The following is a 16,353-nucleotide window of genomic DNA, read 5'->3' on the forward strand; positions in this document are numbered from 1 at the left end:
ATGAGTGGGCAAACCTTCATATTCTGCGTTGGGGCGACGAAGTCTGGCACAAGCTGGTTGTACGACTACCTCAACTCGCACCGGGAGTGTCAGCTTCCGGCCGTGAAGGAGCTTCACTATTTTGACGCGCTTGAGCATGGCAGCGGCGCATGGCACCGCAAGCAGCTGGAAGAGCGTCTGGACGGCGTGCGTACCCGACTGGCGGCAGAGGACACTCCGAAGCCGCATCAGAAGCGCCTGTTGGCGGATGGCGAGGCTTGGCTGGATACGTTTGACGGGGAAACCCGCGACGATGACGCCTATCTGCAGTTTGTTCAGAAAGCCGCGGGCGATGCCAAGCTGATCGGGGACTTCACGCCGGCCTATGGCATGCTGAAAGAAGCAACCTTCCGTGCGATGGCTGGGCTGACCGACAAGGTGCGCTTTGTCTATTTGATGCGTGACCCGGTGGAACGCATCTGGTCGAACATCCGCATGGTCGCAGGTCAGGGCGGACGCGCTGCCTTGGACGCCAAGATCAAAGGCGTTCTGGACGGAACGGCCACGAATATCCTCGAGCGGTCGAACTATCGCCGCACTCTGAACCGTCTCAGCGCGGCTGTGCCGACTGGGATGTTTCACATTGAATTTTACGAACGGCTGTTCACGCCCGACGCAATCGCGCGCCTTTGTGCGTTTCTGGGGATTACCCATGAACCGGCACAATTTGACCGCGTGGTGCATCGCAGCGTGTCGGCCGACCTGCCAGCAGCCCAACGGGCCCAGCTGCAAGCAGCCCTTAAACCGCAATACAATTTCGTCGAGAAGTTCATGGGTGAGCTTCCGTCGGAATGGACCCAGAAGATGGTGAGCGTATGATGGACGGATCCAACAACTTCGAAGACGCCAAGACCGGCGAACAGAAGATCCGAAACTTTAACATCAACTTCGGGCCTCAGCACCCGGCGGCACACGGCGTGCTGCGTATGGTGCTTGAGCTGGATGGCGAGATTGTCGAGCGGGCCGACCCGCATATCGGCCTTCTGCACCGTGGCACCGAAAAACTGATGGAAAGCCGCACCTATCTGCAGAACCTGCCGTATTTCGACCGTCTGGACTATGTGGCCCCGATGAACCAGGAACACGCGTGGTGTCTGGCGATCGAGAAACTGGCCGGTGTCGAAGTGCCGCGCCGTGGTCAGCTGATCCGCGTGCTGTTCTCGGAAATCGGTCGTGTGCTGAACCACCTCTTGAACGTGACCACGCAGGCGATGGACGTGGGCGCACTGACCCCGCCGCTCTGGGGCTTTGTCGAGCGTGAAGCGCTGATGGGCTTTTACGAACGTGCCTGTGGCGCGCGTCTGCACGCCAACTATTTCCGTCCCGGTGGTGTCCACCAGGACCTGCCGCCCGAACTGATCGACGATATCGAGACATGGGCGCATCATTTCCCGACCCGCATCAAGGATCTGGACGAGCTTCTGACCGAAAACCGCATCTTCAAGCAGCGCAACGCTGACATTGGTGTGGTCGATGAGCAGGACATTCTGGATTGGGGCTTCTCGGGCGTGATGGTTCGTGGCTCGGGTCTGGCATGGGACCTGCGTCGCGCGCAGCCTTATGAATGCTATGACGAGTTCGAGTTCCAGATCCCCGTCGGCAAGAACGGCGACTGCTATGACCGCTACCTCGTCCGTATGGAAGAGATGCGCCAGTCGGTTTCGATCATCCTGCAATGTGTCGACAAACTGCGTGCCCCCGAAGGGCAGGGCGATGTGCTGGCCCGTGGCAAGCTGACCCCGCCCAAGCGCAGCGATATGAAACAGTCGATGGAAAGCCTGATCCACCACTTCAAGCTTTACACCGAAGGCTTCAAGCTGCCCGAGGGTGAAGTCTACGCCGCCGTGGAAGCGCCGAAAGGCGAGTTCGGCGTCTATTTGGTGTCGGACGGATCGAACAAACCCTACCGCTCGAAAATCCGCGCGCCCGGGTTCCTGCATCTTCAGGCCATGGACTATGTGGCCGGTGGCCACCAACTGGCCGACGTTGCCGCCATCATCGGCACCATGGACATCGTGTTTGGGGAGATCGACCGCTAATGCTCCGCCGTTTGCATCATGAACAGCCCGAAAGCTTTGCTTTCACGCCAGCCAACCTTGCGTGGGCGGAAGGGCAGATCACGAAATATCCCGAGGGGCGTCAGGCCTCGGCGGTGATCCCGCTTCTGTGGCGGGCACAGGAACAGGAAGGCTGGCTGACCAAGCCCGCGATTGAAGCTGTGGCCGACATGCTGGGCATGGCGTACATTCGCGTGCTGGAAGTGGCCTCATTCTATTTCATGTTCCAACTGCAGCCGGTTGGCTCGGTTGCGCATATCCAGATTTGTGGCACCACAGGCTGCATGATCTGTGGCGCGGAAGACCTGATCGCTGTCTGCCGCGAAAAGATCGCCGACAAGCCGCATGTTGTCTCGGACGACGGCAAGCTGAGCTGGGAAGAGGTCGAGTGCTTGGGCTCGTGCACCAACGCGCCGATGGCCCAAATTGGCAAGGATTACTACGAAGACCTGACCGCCGAGAGCTTCGCCAAGATCGTGGACGAGCTGCGCGCTGGCAATGTGCCCACGCCCGGCCCGCAAAACGGTCGTTATGCGGCCGAGCCTCTGTCGGGTCTGACCTCATTGACCGAGTATGACAGCGGCAAGACGCAGTATAACGCCTCGGTTCAACTGGCCACCGACATTGGTGACACCGTGAAGCGCATCGACGGCACCGAAGTTCCGCTGCTGACGCCGTGGATTGGCAAGGATGGTGTTGTGGCTGGCCGCAACGCCGCCGCGCCGACCCCGAAAGCGCCTGAGACCGGCAAACCGGCAGCGCAGCAGGCCAAACCGGCTGCTAAGAAAGCAGAGCCGAAGAAGGCCGCGCCGAAGAAAGCAGCCGCTAAAGCGCCTGCCAAGGCGACCAAGGCCGAAGCTGCCCCCGCGGCGACAGGCAAGGCGAAGAAACCTCGCACCATGAAAGCCCCCCGCAAAGCGGGCGCCGATGATCTGAAACAGTTGAAGGGTGTTGGTCCGAAGTTGGAGCAGACCCTGAACGAGCTGGGCTTTTGGCATTTCGACCAGATCGCCAAATGGGGCGCGGACGAGATCGCATGGGTTGACGACAACCTGAAATTCAAAGGCCGGATCGAACGGGACGGCTGGATTGAGCAAGCCAAGATCCTGGCCGAGGGCGGAGAGACCGAATTCTCGTCCAAGGTCAAAAAGGGCAAGGTTTACTAAGGGATAAACATGGCAACTGACCCGCAAAACAACATCGGACAGCAGGGGCGTTTGGCGGCACTCGTCATCGCTGCGACCGGTCTGTTGTGGGTTGGCGGCACGTTTGCTGGCAACAGCCTTGGCTGGTCCAACCGGACTATGGCCTTGGTCGACATGCTGGCGCTGGCCGGTTTCGTTTTCGGACTGGTTGTAACGTATCGGATCTGGCGCGCGCGTCAGACGGATGAAGGATAGAAGCGAATGCTGCAGGATAAAGACCGGATCTTTACCAACCTCTATGGCATGCACGAACGCACCCTTGCGGGCGCCAAAGCGCGTGGTCACTGGGACGGCACAGCCGGGATCATCAAAAAGGGTCGCGACTGGATCATCGATCAGATGAAGGCCTCGGGCCTGCGGGGTCGTGGCGGGGCGGGCTTCCCGACCGGTCTGAAATGGTCCTTCATGCCGAAGGAAAGCGACGGACGTCCGGCCTATCTGGTGATCAACGCCGACGAATCCGAACCCGGCACCTGTAAAGACCGCGAGATCATGCGCCATGATCCGCACACGCTGATCGAAGGCGCGCTGATCGCATCCTTCGCGATGGGCGCCAACACCGCTTACATCTATATCCGTGGCGAGTTCATCCGCGAGCGTGAAGCGCTGCAGGCCGCCATCGACGAAGCCTATGACGCAGGCCTGCTGGGCAAGAATGCTGCGAAATCCGGTTGGGATTTCGACCTGTTCCTGCATCACGGGGCAGGCGCCTATATCTGTGGTGAAGAAACCGCGCTGATTGAAAGCCTTGAAGGCAAGAAGGGCATGCCCCGCATGAAGCCGCCATTCCCGGCAGGTGCGGGTCTGTATGGCTGCCCGACCACGGTGAACAACGTAGAATCGATTGCCGTTGTGCCGACCATCCTGCGTCGCGGCCCCGAGTGGTTTGCGGGCTTCGGCCGCGCCAACAACGCAGGCACGAAGCTGTTTGGCATCTCGGGTCACGTGAACAACCCGTGTGTGGTGGAAGAGGCGATGTCGATCAGCTTTGAAGAACTGATCGAGAAACATTGCGGCGGCATTCGCGGCGGCTGGGACAACCTGAAAGCGGTTATTCCGGGCGGCTCCTCGGTGCCCTGTGTCCGCGCCGAGAACATGCGCGACGCGATCATGGATTTCGACTATCTGCGCGGCGAACTGGGCTCGGGTCTTGGTACTGCGGCTGTGATCGTCATGGACCAGTCCACCGACATCATCAAAGCCATCTGGCGCTTGTCGAAATTCTATAAGCACGAAAGCTGCGGCCAGTGTACGCCATGCCGCGAAGGTACTGGCTGGATGATGCGCGTGATGGATCGTCTGGTGAAGGGCGAGGCCGACGTGGAAGAGATCGACATGCTGTGGGACGTGACCAAGCAGGTTGAAGGCCACACGATCTGTGCGCTGGGTGATGCGGCGGCTTGGCCGATCCAAGGCCTGATCCGCAACTTCCGCGACGAAATCGAAGACCGCATTCGTGTGAACAAACAGGGCAAGGTCAGCATCGCGGCTGAATAAGCCGACGGTTGACCAGGTAGAGAGCAAACAATGATCAAGCAACGCAACATACTGAAAACAGGCGGTTTCCCGCCCGTTTCGGCGCGTTGTTATTGCATGACAGCGCCGTGCATCACCATCTCCTTTCTACGAAAAGGAGATTTGTGATGATGCGTATTCGTACTGTTTTTCTGGCCACTGCCCTGACAGCACTTGCTGGCGCTGGGATGGCTTCCGCCACCGACTATGATCCGCTGCGCAAGGATGCGCGGATGCATAACGAATTGCTGGGCGCTTCGGTCGCCTATCTGATCGACGAAAACTGTGACGCGCTGACCCTGCGCAAGCTGCGCCTTCTGAACAAGGCGTTTTCACTGCGCAAGCATGCCATGTCGCTGGGCTTTTCGCATGGCGAGGTCATGGCCTATGTGGACAGCGAAACTGAACAGGACCGTTTCCGTGCCATCGCCGAGCCTCTCTTGGCCAGCAAAGGCGTGGTTGAAGGTCAGGAAGAAACCTATTGCGCGGTAGGCCGCGCCGAAATTGAAAAACGCTCTTTCGTGGGCTCGTTACTGTACGAGCGCTGAGGGCAAGACACTGTGGGGACGGTGAAAACACCGCCCCATGAAACGAAAAAGGGACCGTGATGAGCGACCTGAAAAAGATCGTCATTGACGACATGGAAATCGAGGTGGACGGCGCGATGACGCTGATCCAGGCATGTGAAGTGGCCGGGATCGAGGTTCCGCGTTTCTGCTATCACGAACGTCTGTCGATTGCGGGCAACTGCCGCATGTGTCTGGTCGAGGTCGTGGGCGGTCCGCCCAAGCCGGCAGCGTCTTGTGCGATGCAGGTGCGCGATCTGCGCCCCGGTCCGGAAGGTCAGCCTCCGGTCGTGAAAACCAACTCGCCCATGGTCAAGAAGGCCCGCGAAGGCGTGATGGAATTCATGCTGATCAACCACCCGCTGGATTGCCCGATCTGTGACCAGGGTGGCGAATGCGACCTGCAGGATCAGGCGATGGCTTACGGCATGTCCGGCACACGCTTTAACGAGATGAAGCGCTCGGTCGATGATCTGGATCTGGGGCCGCTGGTGTCGACCGCGATGACCCGCTGCATTTCCTGCACCCGCTGTGTACGTTTCACGACCGAGGTCGCAGGCATCAGCCAGATGGGCCAGACCGGTCGCGGCGAAGACGCCGAGATTACCAGCTATCTGAACCAGACGCTGGACTCGAATATGCAGGGCAACATCATCGACCTTTGCCCGGTTGGTGCTCTGACCTCGAAACCTTATGCGTTCACCGCCCGCCCGTGGGAACTGACCAAGACCGAGACCATCGACGTGATGGACGCGCTTGGGTCGAACATCCGCGTCGACACCAAGGGCCGCGAAGTCATGCGTGTGCTGCCACGCAACCATGATGGTGTGAACGAGGAATGGATTTCGGACAAGACACGCTTCATCTGGGACGGTCTGCGCCGTCAGCGTCTGGACGTGCCTTACATCCGCGAAAACGGCAAATTGCGCAAAGCCACCTGGGGGGAGGCTTTGTCGAAAGCTGCCGAGGCGCTGAAAGGGGCCAAGAAGGTTGCAGGTCTGATCGGTGATCTGGCCTCGGCCGAGGCGACGTTCAGCCTGAAGGCCATTGTCGAAGGGCTTGGCGGAAACGTGGAATGCCGCACCGACAACGCGCGCCTGCCGATTGGCAACCGCTCGGGCTATGTGGGCACCGCGTCGATCGAAGACATCGACAACGCCAAGTTCATCCAGCTCATTGGCACCAACCCGCGTGTTGAAGCGCCGGTTCTGAACGCCCGCATCCGTAAGGCGTGGCTGAAGGGGGCCGAGGTTGGGCTGGTCGGTGAAGCCGTCGACCTGACCTATGATTACGCGCATGTGGGCAATGACCGCGCCGCGCTGGAAAGCATCGTGGGCAAGGATTACGGCGCAGTGAAAGACGCGCCGAGCGTCGTGATCGTCGGGCAGGGCGCTCTGCGTGAAGCTGACGGTCTGGCCGTTCTGTCGAATGCGATGAAACTGGCCGAGGATACCGGTTCTAAGCTGATGATCCTGCACACCGCGGCTGGCCGTGTGGGCGCAATGGATCTGGGTGCTGTCACCGAAGGTGGCATGGAAGCCGCGACCAGCGGTGCGGACGTGATTTTCAACATGGGCGCGGACGAGATCGAAATCGCTGACGGTCCCTTCGTGATCTATCAAGGCAGCCATGGTGACCGCGGCGCGATGCGCGCCGACGTGATCCTGCCGGGCGCAGCCTACACGGAAGAAAGCGGCCTGTTCGTGAACACCGAGGGCCGCCCGCAGGTCGCCCTGCGCGCCAACTTCGCGCCGGGCGAGGCCAAGGAAAACTGGGCCATCCTGCGTGCACTGTCGGCTGAACTGGGCGCGACCCTGCCGTGGGACACCCAAGCCGGCCTGCGCCGCGTGATGATCGAGGCTGCTCCGGTTCTGGGCGGCGTGGATCAGGTGGCTGACAACGAATGGCAGCCGCTGCCGGTCGAGAAGATGGGCAACGCGTCCTTCCGCTATGTCATTGGCGATTTCTACCTGACCAACCCGATTGCTCGGGCGTCGGAAGTGATGGCTGAACTGTCCGCGCAAGCACGTGCCCGCACCGGCGCGTCGCTGGCTGCTGAATGAATATGGAATACCTACGGTCTGAGGGCATGAAGAGATATGTATGAATTCTTCACCACAACAAACTTAGGCATCGCGCTTTTGATCATCGGTCAGTGTCTGCTGATCGTGGTCCCGCTTCTGGTGGCGCTGGCCTTTCTGCTCTACTTCGACCGCAAGGTCTGGGCAGCCGTTCAGCTGCGCAAAGGCCCCAACGTGGTTGGTGCTTTCGGCGTGCTGCAATCCTTTGCGGACTTCCTGAAATACGTCTTGAAGGAAATCGTAGTGCCTGCGGGCGCGGACCGGTTTGTCTTCATGCTGGCCCCGATGCTGAGCTTCGTTTTGGCAATGGTTGCGTGGTCGGTAATCCCGTTCAACGACGGCTGGGTTCTGGCGGATGTGAACGTGGCGATCCTGTTCGTCTTCGCGGTCTCCTCGCTTGAGGTGTACGGCGTGATCATGGGCGGCTGGGCCTCGAACTCGAAATACCCGTTCCTCGGCTCGCTGCGCTCGGCGGCACAGATGATTTCCTACGAAGTTTCGATCGGTCTGATCATCATCGGTGTGATTATCTCGACCGGCTCGATGAACTTTGGAGACATCGTGAACGCACAAGACGGGGCGGGCCTCTTTAGCTGGTACTGGCTGCCGCACTTCCCGATGGTCTTCCTGTTCCTGATCTCGGCACTGGCAGAGACCAACCGCCCGCCCTTCGACCTTCCCGAAGCGGAATCGGAACTGGTGGCTGGCTATCAGGTTGAATACTCGTCGACGCCCTTCCTGCTGTTCATGATCGGTGAATATGTGGCCATCGTTCTGATGTGTACGCTGATTTCGATCCTGTTCTTCGGTGGCTGGCTGTCGCCGGTCGAGGGTCTGCCGGATGGCATCCTGTGGCTGTTTGCGAAGATCTTCTTCTTCTTCTTCGTGTTCTCGATGGTGAAAGCCATCACGCCGCGCTACCGCTATGATCAACTGATGCGCATTGGCTGGAAAGTGTTCCTGCCGTTGTCGCTGGCTTGGGTCGTGCTGGTCGCATTCTTCGCCCAATACGGGGCATTCTGGGGCGCTTATGCCCGCTGGACTGTGGGGGGCTAATCAATGGCTTTTGATTACGCACGCGCAACGAAGTACTTCCTGCTGACGGACTTCATCAAAGGGTTCCAGCTGGGCCTGAAGTACTTCTTCGCCAAGAAGGCAACGATCAACTACCCGTTCGAGAAGGGCCCGCTGTCGCCGCGTTTCCGCGGGGAACACGCGCTGCGCCGCTATCCCAACGGGGAAGAGCGCTGCATCGCCTGTAAACTGTGCGAGGCGATCTGCCCCGCGCAAGCGATCACCATCGACGCGGAACCCCGCGACGACGGCTCGCGCCGCACCACGCGCTATGACATCGATATGACCAAATGCATCTATTGCGGCTTCTGTCAGGAAGCCTGCCCGGTAGATGCGATTGTCGAAGGTCCGAATTTCGAGTTCGCGACGGAAACCCGCGAAGAGCTGTTCTATGACAAGGCAAAACTGCTTGAGAACGGCGAACGCTGGGAAGCCGAGATCGCGCGCAACATCGAACTCGACGCGCCTTACCGCTAAGGAAATCCCATGGACGAACTATCAAAAAAATACGCTGAAATGCTGGAGCAGGGCACCTTGATGCTCCGCGCCTTCAATCCTGCGCTCGAGAAGTTCGTTCCCGAGGGTTTGGACAAGCTGATGCCCACCATGCCGAAAGACATGATGGACATGATGTTTGGAAATACCTTCAACAAGGATGGTCTGGACGCGAAAACCCGCATGCTGGTGGCCCTTGCCGGGCTGGTGGCCGCGGGTGCGCATGCCGGACCTCAGCTGAAAGTGACCGTGCGCCACGCCATCGAGGCCGGCGCCACCGAAAAAGAGATCTCGGAAGTGATCTATCAAATGTCCATGTTGGGCGGCCTGCCGGCGATGAACCGGGCGCTGGAAGAAGCGCAAGCCGTCTTTGACGAAAACGAGGAGGGGGACGCATGAGCGTTGCCGATTTCGCCTTTTACCTCTTTGCCCTGACCACCGTGGTCGGCGGGTTCTTTACCGTGATGGCAAGAAACCCCGTGCACTCGGTGCTGTGGCTGATCACCGCCTTCATCGGCGCCACCGGCCTGTTCGTCCTCTTGGGCGCCGAGTTCGTGGCGATGCTTCTGATGATCGTCTATGTGGGCGCGGTTGCGGTGCTGTTCCTGTTCGTCGTCATGATGCTGGACGTGGATTTCGCGGCCCTGAAGGCCGAGATGTCGAAATCTTTGCCGCTGGCACTGCTGATCGGGGTCATCCTTCTGATGGAACTGGGCACCATCTTCGGCGTCTGGCAATTCGCTGATGGGGCCGAGGCCGCACGCGTTGCTGTCACCCCCGCGCTGGATGTAGCCCACAACACCGAGGCTCTGGGTCAGATCCTCTACACCCAATACATCCTGCTCTTCCAGCTGGCAGGTCTGATCCTGCTGGTCGCCATGATCGGCGCTATCGTCCTGACCCTGCGCCACCGCACAAACGTGAAGCGCCAGAACGTGATGGCCCAGATGCACCGTGACCCGGCCAAAGCGATGGAGATCATCGACGTGAAACCGGGGCAGGGGCTTTAAGAGGCTGAGATGAACAAGAATAAAACGATGTGGGCGCTAGACGATGCGCCCGGAATGGAAGGGACAAAATGGTAGGTCTTGAACATTATCTCGCAGTTGGTGCGGCGCTGTTCGTCATCGGCATTTTCGGGCTCTTCCTGAACCGTAAGAACGTCATCATCCTTTTGATGTCGATCGAACTGATGCTTCTTTCCGTGAACATCAACCTTGTCGCGTTCTCGTCCTATCTGGGCGATCTGACAGGGCAGGTCTTCACGCTCTTTGTTTTGACTGTGGCCGCTGCTGAAGCTGCCATTGGTCTGGCGATCCTTGTCAGCTTCTTCCGCAACCGCGGCACGATTGCTGTCGAAGATGTCAACGTGATGAAAGGCTAACCAAAAATGGTACAGTTCATCCTTTTTGCCCCGCTTTTTGGCGCGTTGGTCGCTGGCTTCGGTCACCGGTTCATCGGAGACAAAGGTGCGCAGATCCTGACGACAGCCCTGCTGTTCTGGTCGGCGTTCCTGTCGTGGATCACCTTCTTCGGCCTCGGCTCCGAGACGCAGATCATCCACCTGATGGATTGGGTGCAGTCGGGCAGCCTATCGGTTGACTGGTCGATCCGTCTGGACCGTCTAACCGCGATCATGCTGGTCGTTGTGACCTCGGTCTCGTCGCTGGTTCATCTGTATTCCATGGGCTACATGGCCCATGATCCGCAGTTCGAGGGCGAAAGCTATCGCCCCCGTTTCTTCGCCTATCTGTCCTTCTTCACCTTCACCATGTTGATGCTGGTGACCTCGGACAACCTGCTGCAGATGTTCTTTGGCTGGGAAGGCGTGGGTGTGGCCTCGTACCTGCTGATCGGCTTTTATTATAAGAAACCCTCGGCCAACGCGGCGGCGATCAAAGCCTTCGTAGTGAACCGTGTGGGGGACTTTGGTTTTGCTCTGGGTATCTTCGGTCTGTTCTACATGACCGACAGCATCCGCTTTGACGATGTGTTCGCAGCGGCACCTGCGCTGGCAGAGACCAACATCCACTTCCTGTGGACCGATTGGAACGCAGCGAACTTGCTGGCCTTCCTGCTGTTCGTCGGTGCGATGGGTAAATCGGCACAGCTGATCCTGCACACCTGGCTTCCCGACGCGATGGAAGGCCCGACCCCGGTGTCGGCGCTGATCCACGCGGCAACCATGGTGACCGCCGGTGTCTTCCTGGTCTGCCGCATGTCGCCGCTGATGGAATACGCGCCCGAGGCCACCAACTTCATCGTCTTCCTTGGCGCCACCACCGCGTTCTTCGCGGCGACTGTGGGCCTTGTGCAGAACGACATCAAACGCGTGATCGCGTATTCGACCTGTTCGCAGCTGGGCTATATGTTCGTGGCCGCTGGCGTCGGCGTCTACTCGGTCGCCATGTTCCACCTGTTCACACACGCCTTCTTCAAGGCGATGCTGTTCCTTGGGGCCGGTTCGGTCATCCACGGGATGCATCACGAGCAGGACATGCGCAACTACGGCAACCTGCGGAAAAAGCTGCCCATCACCTTCTGGGCGATGATGATCGGCACGCTGGCCATCACCGGTGTCGGCATCCCGTTGACCACCATTGGATTTGCAGGCTTCCTGTCGAAAGACGCTGTGATCGAAAGCGCGTTTGCTGGCACCAATGGCGGTTACGCTTTCTGGATGCTGGTCATCGCGGCGCTGTTCACCAGCTTCTACAGCTGGCGCCTGATGTTCATGACCTTCTACGGCAAGCAGCGCGGCGACAAGCATACGCATGAGCACGCACATGAAAGCCCGCTGGTTATGACCATTCCGCTAGGTGTTCTCGCCATCGGTGCGATCTTTGCTGGTATGATCTGGTACGGCCCGTTCTTCGGCAAAGAAGAGAAAGTAAATCAGTTCTTCGGCATCGAAGCCCATGCAAGCGCGCATCATGACGATCACGGTGCAGCCGCTGACGGTCACGGAGATGATCATGGCGACGATCACGCGGCAGATACGCATTCGGACGATCACAGCCACGACGATGCGGCCCACGCCACGGATGAAGCACATGCCGAGACCATGGCCGACCCGGCTCATGCACCGGTCGCGGCTGCCCATCACGGCGAAGCCCCGAAAGGTGCGATCTTCATGCACCCGGACAACCACGTCCTGCATGACGCGCACTATGTACCGAAATGGGTCAAAATCTCGCCCTTCATAGCGATGATCATCGGCTTCGCGACGGCGTTCTGGTTCTACATCTTGAACCCGACCCTGCCCAAGCGTCTGGCCGAGACCTTCCCGCATATCTACCAGTTCCTTCTGAACAAATGGTACTTCGACGAGATCTACGACATCCTTTTCGTCAAACCTGCGTTCATTGTCGGACGGTTCCTGTGGAAACGCGGTGACGGCAACGTGATTGACGGCTTCCTGAATGGCTTGGCGATGGGCATCGTGCCTTGGTTCACCAAACAGGCTGGCCGCGCACAGACCGGTTACGTCTTCTCTTATGCCTTCGCGATGGTCCTTGGCATCGTCGCCCTGGTGACAATCATGATTATCTTCAGCGGTGGAGCGCACTAATGAACAACCTGCTTTCCATCATCACCTTCCTGCCGCTGGTCGCGGCGGTGATCCTCGCGCTGTTCTTGCGCGGCGATGACGAAGCGGCCGCGCGCAACGCGAAATATCTTGCGCTGGCAGCAACGGTTGCAACTTTCCTTTTCTCGCTTCTGGTGCTTGTCGGGTTTGATCCTGCCGACACCGGCTTCCAGTTCGTGGAAGAGGGCGAGTGGATCATGGGTCTGAAGTACAAGATGGGCGTCGACGGGATCTCGGTCCTGTTCGTGATGCTCACCACCTTCATGATGCCCTTGACCATCTGGGCCAGCTGGGGCGTGAAAACCCGCGTGAAGGAATACATGATCGCCTTCCTGCTGCTTGAGACCCTGATGCTGGGTGTCTTCATGGCGCTGGATCTGGTGCTGTTCTACCTGTTCTTCGAGGCAGGCCTGATCCCGATGTTCCTGATCATCGGCATCTGGGGCGGCAAGGACCGCATCTATGCATCGTTCAAGTTCTTCCTCTATACGTTCCTTGGCTCGGTCCTGATGCTGGTCGCGATGATCTATATGTTCGTCGATGCGGGCACGACGGATATCCCGACGCTGATGAACCACAGCTTTGGTTCTGAAGACTTCAGCCTCTTGGGCATTCAGATTGTCGGCGGTGCACAGACGCTTCTGTTCCTCGCCTTCTTCGCCAGCTTCGCGGTGAAAATGCCGATGTGGCCGGTCCACACCTGGCTTCCCGACGCACACGTTCAGGCGCCGACTGCCGGTTCGGTTGTTCTGGCGGCGATCCTTCTGAAAATGGGCGGCTATGGCTTCCTGCGGTTCTCGCTTCCGATGTTCCCCATTGGCGCAGACACAATGGCCTGCTTCGTTCTGTGGATGTCGGCGATTGCGATCGTCTATACCTCGCTGGTCGCACTGGTGCAGGAAGACATGAAAAAGCTGATCGCGTATTCGTCGGTTGCCCACATGGGCTATGTGACCGCCGGTATCTTCGCGCTGAACCAGCAAGGTCTGGACGGGGCGATCTTCCAGATGATCAGCCACGGCTTCATCTCGGGCGCGCTCTTCTTGTGTGTAGGTGTCATCTATGACCGCATGCACACCCGCGAGATCGACGCTTACGGAGGTCTGGTGAACCGCATGCCAGCTTACGCGCTGATCTTCATGTTCTTCACGATGGCAAACGTGGGCCTGCCGGGCACCTCGGGTTTCGTCGGTGAATTCCTGACGCTGGTCGGCATGTTCAAAGCCAACACCTGGGTGGCTCTGGTTGCGACCTCGGGCGTGATCTTCTCGGCCGCGTATGCGCTGTACCTCTATCGCCGCGTCGTCTTTGGCGACCTGATCAAGGAAAGCCTGAAGTCGATCACCGAGATGAACAGCCGCGAGAAAGCGATCTTTGCACCGCTCGTCTTCATGACCCTGCTTCTGGGTGTCTACCCGTCGCTGGTCACGGACATCATTGGCCCCTCGGTCGAGGCACTTCTGACCAACTTCCACGCCGCTATCCCTGCTGATGCAGAGATGGCTCAGGCCGCAGCGCATTAAGGAGAGCGAAAGATGAGCTCTGTTGATATTCAAACGGTTCTGCCTGAGCTGATCCTGGCGGTCTATGCGATGGTGGCGCTTCTGGGCGCGGTCTATACGTCGAAGGACGGTTTGGCCAAGCCGATCACCTGGATTACCGGCGCTGTGATGGTGCTTGTGGCCCTGATGGTTGCAGGCGGAGACGGCAACACGGCGGCCTTCGGCGGGATGTTCTTGGACGATGCGTACGCGCGTTTCGCCAAGGTTGCGATCCTGCTGGCCGCTGCTGCGGTTCTTGTCATGGGCGAGGCGACCATGTCGCGTCGTGGTCTGCTGAAATTCGAGTATCCCATTCTTGTGACGCTTGGCACTGTCGGCATGATGGTCATGGTCTCGGCGGGCGATCTGATGACGCTTTATATGGGCCTCGAGTTGCAATCGCTGTCGCTCTACGTCGTTGCCTCGCTGAACCGCGATAGCGTGAAGTCGACCGAAGCCGGTCTGAAATACTTCGTATTGGGTGCACTGTCCTCAGGTCTGCTGCTCTACGGTTCGTCGCTGGTCTATGGCTATTCGGGTACGACCCTGTTCTCGGGCATCATCGAGGCCGCGAACCACGGTCAGGTTGGCCTTGGTCTGCTGATTGGTCTGGTCTTCGTGACCGCTGGTCTGGCCTTCAAGGTCTCGGCGGTTCCGTTCCACATGTGGACGCCGGACGTATACGAGGGCGCACCGACCCCGGTTACCGCCTTCTTCGCCACCGCGCCGAAATTGGCCGCAATGGGTCTGTTTGCTCGCGTTCTGTTTGACGCTTTCGGTCAGGCCGTTGGCGACTGGCAGCAGATCATCGCGCTTTTGGCTGTGCTGTCCATGTTCCTTGGGGCCTTCGCAGCGATCGGTCAAACCAACATCAAGCGTCTGATGGCGTATTCGTCCATCGCCCATATGGGCTTTGCTTTGCTGGGTCTGGCCGCAGGCAGCGAATATGGCGTGCAGGCGATGCTGCTGTACATGGCCGTGTACCTGACAATGAATATCGGCACCTTTGCCTTCATCATGTCGATGGAGCGCGATGGCCGGCCGGTTACCGACATCTCTGCCCTGAACCAGTTTGCCGTAAACGACAAGCTGAAGGGTCTGGCGATGCTGATCCTGCTCTTCTCGCTGGCTGGCGTGCCGCCGATGCTGGGCTTCTTTGCCAAGTATGGTGTGCTGATCGCTGCTGTTCAGGCCGGAATGGCGTGGCTGGCGGTGGCGGGTGTGATCGCCTCGGTCATCGGTGCCTTCTACTACCTGCGCATCGTCTACTACATGTATTTCGGTGAAGAAGGTGAGGGCGTCGAGCTGAACATGTCGCCTGCCGCATGGGCCGCCCTGATGGGATCGGCTGCGATCATCCTGCTGGGTGTCGTGAACTTCTTCGGCATCGAAGGCGCCGCTGCTGCGGCTGCTGAAGCCCTTGTCAAATAAAGCTCTGCCCAAATGGCCCGAAGGTGTTGAGAAACGCGTTCTGGCCAGTGTGGACAGCACCAATGAAGAGGCCCGGCGTATTGCGCCGGGCCTTTTGGGCCCCACATGGGTGCTTGCACATCAGCAAACCGCCGGGCGCGGACGTCGGGGCAGGCCGTGGGCCGCGCCACGCGGCCACTTCTCGGCCACGCTGGTCATGCGCCCCAATGAAACCCCGGATCAGGTTGCCCTGCGCAGTTTTGTGGCGTCCTTGGCGCTTTACGATGCGTTTGCCACGGCCACCGGGCGCACCAGTGGGTTGTCGCTGAAATGGCCCAATGACGTGCTTTTGAATGGCGGGAAGGTCGCTGGCATCCTTTTGGAAAGCGCTGGCCTTGCAGGTGGGCAGGTCAGCCACATCGCCATCGGCATTGGCGTCAACCTGATCGACGCGCCGCAGACCGAGCAAGTTGAAACTACTGCCGTGGCTCCCGTTAGTTTGGCAGGCGAGACCGGCGTACAACTCACGCCCGCAGAGTTTCTGGGCTTTCTGGCCCCGGCCTATCAACACTATGAAACCCAGTTCACAACCTACGGGTTCGAGCCAATTCGCGAAGCGTGGCTGGCCCGTGCCGCCCGTCTGGGTGAGGTCATTACCGCCCGCACCACCCGCGACGAATACGTGGGACGATTTGAAACAGTGGACGCGCAGGGCAACCTTGTCCTATCAACAGCAAAATCCCGCGAGGTCATCCCCGCGGCCGAGATCTTTTTCTGAAGG

Annotated in this window: 16 protein-coding genes; all 16 read left to right on the top strand. The window is 59.2% G+C overall.

The features are described 5' to 3' along the window. The 16 genes from Q0677_RS13435 (at nucleotide 1) to Q0677_RS13510 (ending at nucleotide 16,350) form a co-directional block, all read left to right on the top strand. The gene (locus Q0677_RS13435) at nucleotides 1–858 is read left to right on the top strand and encodes a sulfotransferase (protein WP_298910724.1); all 858 of its coding nucleotides are present in this window, start codon (nucleotides 1–3) and stop codon (nucleotides 856–858) included. After that, nucleotides 858–2,078 (top strand): NADH-quinone oxidoreductase subunit D, encoded by a 1,221-nt coding sequence (locus tag Q0677_RS13440; RefSeq protein ID WP_298910986.1) that lies wholly within the window; start codon nucleotides 858–860, stop codon nucleotides 2,076–2,078. Before Q0677_RS13435 ends, Q0677_RS13440 begins: the two co-directional genes overlap by 1 nt. Continuing rightward, nucleotides 2,078–3,262, top strand: coding sequence for an NADH-quinone oxidoreductase subunit E (locus Q0677_RS13445; RefSeq protein ID WP_298910726.1), 1,185 nt, complete (start codon nucleotides 2,078–2,080; stop codon nucleotides 3,260–3,262). Before Q0677_RS13440 ends, Q0677_RS13445 begins: the two co-directional genes overlap by 1 nt. A 9-nt stretch (nucleotides 3,263–3,271) precedes the next feature. Continuing rightward, nucleotides 3,272–3,496 carry a DUF5337 domain-containing protein gene (locus tag Q0677_RS13450; RefSeq protein WP_133489499.1) on the top strand — a complete coding sequence of 75 codons (225 nt, stop codon included), beginning with the start codon at nucleotides 3,272–3,274 and terminating at the stop codon, nucleotides 3,494–3,496. Between the two features lie 6 nt (nucleotides 3,497–3,502). After that, entirely contained in the window at nucleotides 3,503–4,798 is a 1,296-nt protein-coding gene (gene nuoF, locus Q0677_RS13455) for an NADH-quinone oxidoreductase subunit NuoF (protein WP_298910729.1), read from the top strand. Between the two features lie 146 nt (nucleotides 4,799–4,944). Then, nucleotides 4,945–5,364, top strand: a complete 420-nt coding sequence (locus Q0677_RS13460; RefSeq protein WP_298910731.1) for a DUF5333 domain-containing protein — start codon at nucleotides 4,945–4,947, stop codon at nucleotides 5,362–5,364. Between the two features lie 59 nt (nucleotides 5,365–5,423). Beyond that, entirely contained in the window at nucleotides 5,424–7,445 is a 2,022-nt protein-coding gene (gene nuoG / locus Q0677_RS13465) for an NADH-quinone oxidoreductase subunit NuoG (RefSeq protein ID WP_298910735.1), read from the top strand. A gap of 36 nt (nucleotides 7,446–7,481) precedes the next feature. Further along, entirely contained in the window at nucleotides 7,482–8,519 is a 1,038-nt protein-coding gene (gene nuoH / locus Q0677_RS13470; protein ID WP_133489495.1) for an NADH-quinone oxidoreductase subunit NuoH, read from the top strand. Nucleotides 8,520–8,522: 3 nt separating this feature from the next. Beyond that, complete coding sequence (gene nuoI, locus Q0677_RS13475; protein WP_133489494.1) at nucleotides 8,523–9,014, top strand: NADH-quinone oxidoreductase subunit NuoI; 492 nt, start codon at nucleotides 8,523–8,525, stop codon at nucleotides 9,012–9,014. A 9-nt stretch (nucleotides 9,015–9,023) separates the two neighbouring features. Continuing rightward, complete coding sequence (locus Q0677_RS13480) at nucleotides 9,024–9,431, top strand: carboxymuconolactone decarboxylase family protein (RefSeq protein ID WP_298910744.1); 408 nt, start codon at nucleotides 9,024–9,026, stop codon at nucleotides 9,429–9,431. Then, complete coding sequence (locus Q0677_RS13485; protein ID WP_298910747.1) at nucleotides 9,428–10,042, top strand: NADH-quinone oxidoreductase subunit J; 615 nt, start codon at nucleotides 9,428–9,430, stop codon at nucleotides 10,040–10,042. The genes Q0677_RS13480 and Q0677_RS13485 overlap by 4 nt, the downstream gene beginning before the upstream one ends. A 68-nt stretch (nucleotides 10,043–10,110) precedes the next feature. Beyond that, the gene (gene nuoK, locus Q0677_RS13490) at nucleotides 10,111–10,416 is read left to right on the top strand and encodes an NADH-quinone oxidoreductase subunit NuoK (RefSeq protein WP_108856011.1); all 306 of its coding nucleotides are present in this window, start codon (nucleotides 10,111–10,113) and stop codon (nucleotides 10,414–10,416) included. A gap of 6 nt (nucleotides 10,417–10,422) precedes the next feature. After that, on the top strand, nucleotides 10,423–12,603 hold the full coding sequence (gene nuoL, locus Q0677_RS13495; RefSeq protein ID WP_298910749.1) for an NADH-quinone oxidoreductase subunit L: 2,181 nt from the start codon (nucleotides 10,423–10,425) through the stop codon (nucleotides 12,601–12,603). After that, the gene (locus tag Q0677_RS13500; RefSeq protein ID WP_298910754.1) at nucleotides 12,603–14,144 is read left to right on the top strand and encodes an NADH-quinone oxidoreductase subunit M; all 1,542 of its coding nucleotides are present in this window, start codon (nucleotides 12,603–12,605) and stop codon (nucleotides 14,142–14,144) included. The genes nuoL and Q0677_RS13500 overlap by 1 nt, the downstream gene beginning before the upstream one ends. Before the next feature lie 12 nt (nucleotides 14,145–14,156). Then, nucleotides 14,157–15,593: an NADH-quinone oxidoreductase subunit NuoN gene (gene nuoN / locus Q0677_RS13505; protein WP_298910757.1), complete on the top strand. Its 1,437-nt coding sequence runs from the start codon at nucleotides 14,157–14,159 to the stop codon at nucleotides 15,591–15,593. A 4-nt stretch (nucleotides 15,594–15,597) separates the two neighbouring features. After that, nucleotides 15,598–16,350: a biotin--[acetyl-CoA-carboxylase] ligase gene (locus tag Q0677_RS13510; RefSeq protein ID WP_298910988.1), complete on the top strand. Its 753-nt coding sequence runs from the start codon at nucleotides 15,598–15,600 to the stop codon at nucleotides 16,348–16,350. Nucleotides 16,351–16,353: the final 3 nt, after the last annotated feature.

Origin of the sequence: uncultured Aliiroseovarius sp. (genome assembly GCF_947492455.1) — a bacterium.
GTDB lineage: Bacteria > Pseudomonadota > Alphaproteobacteria > Rhodobacterales > Rhodobacteraceae > Aliiroseovarius.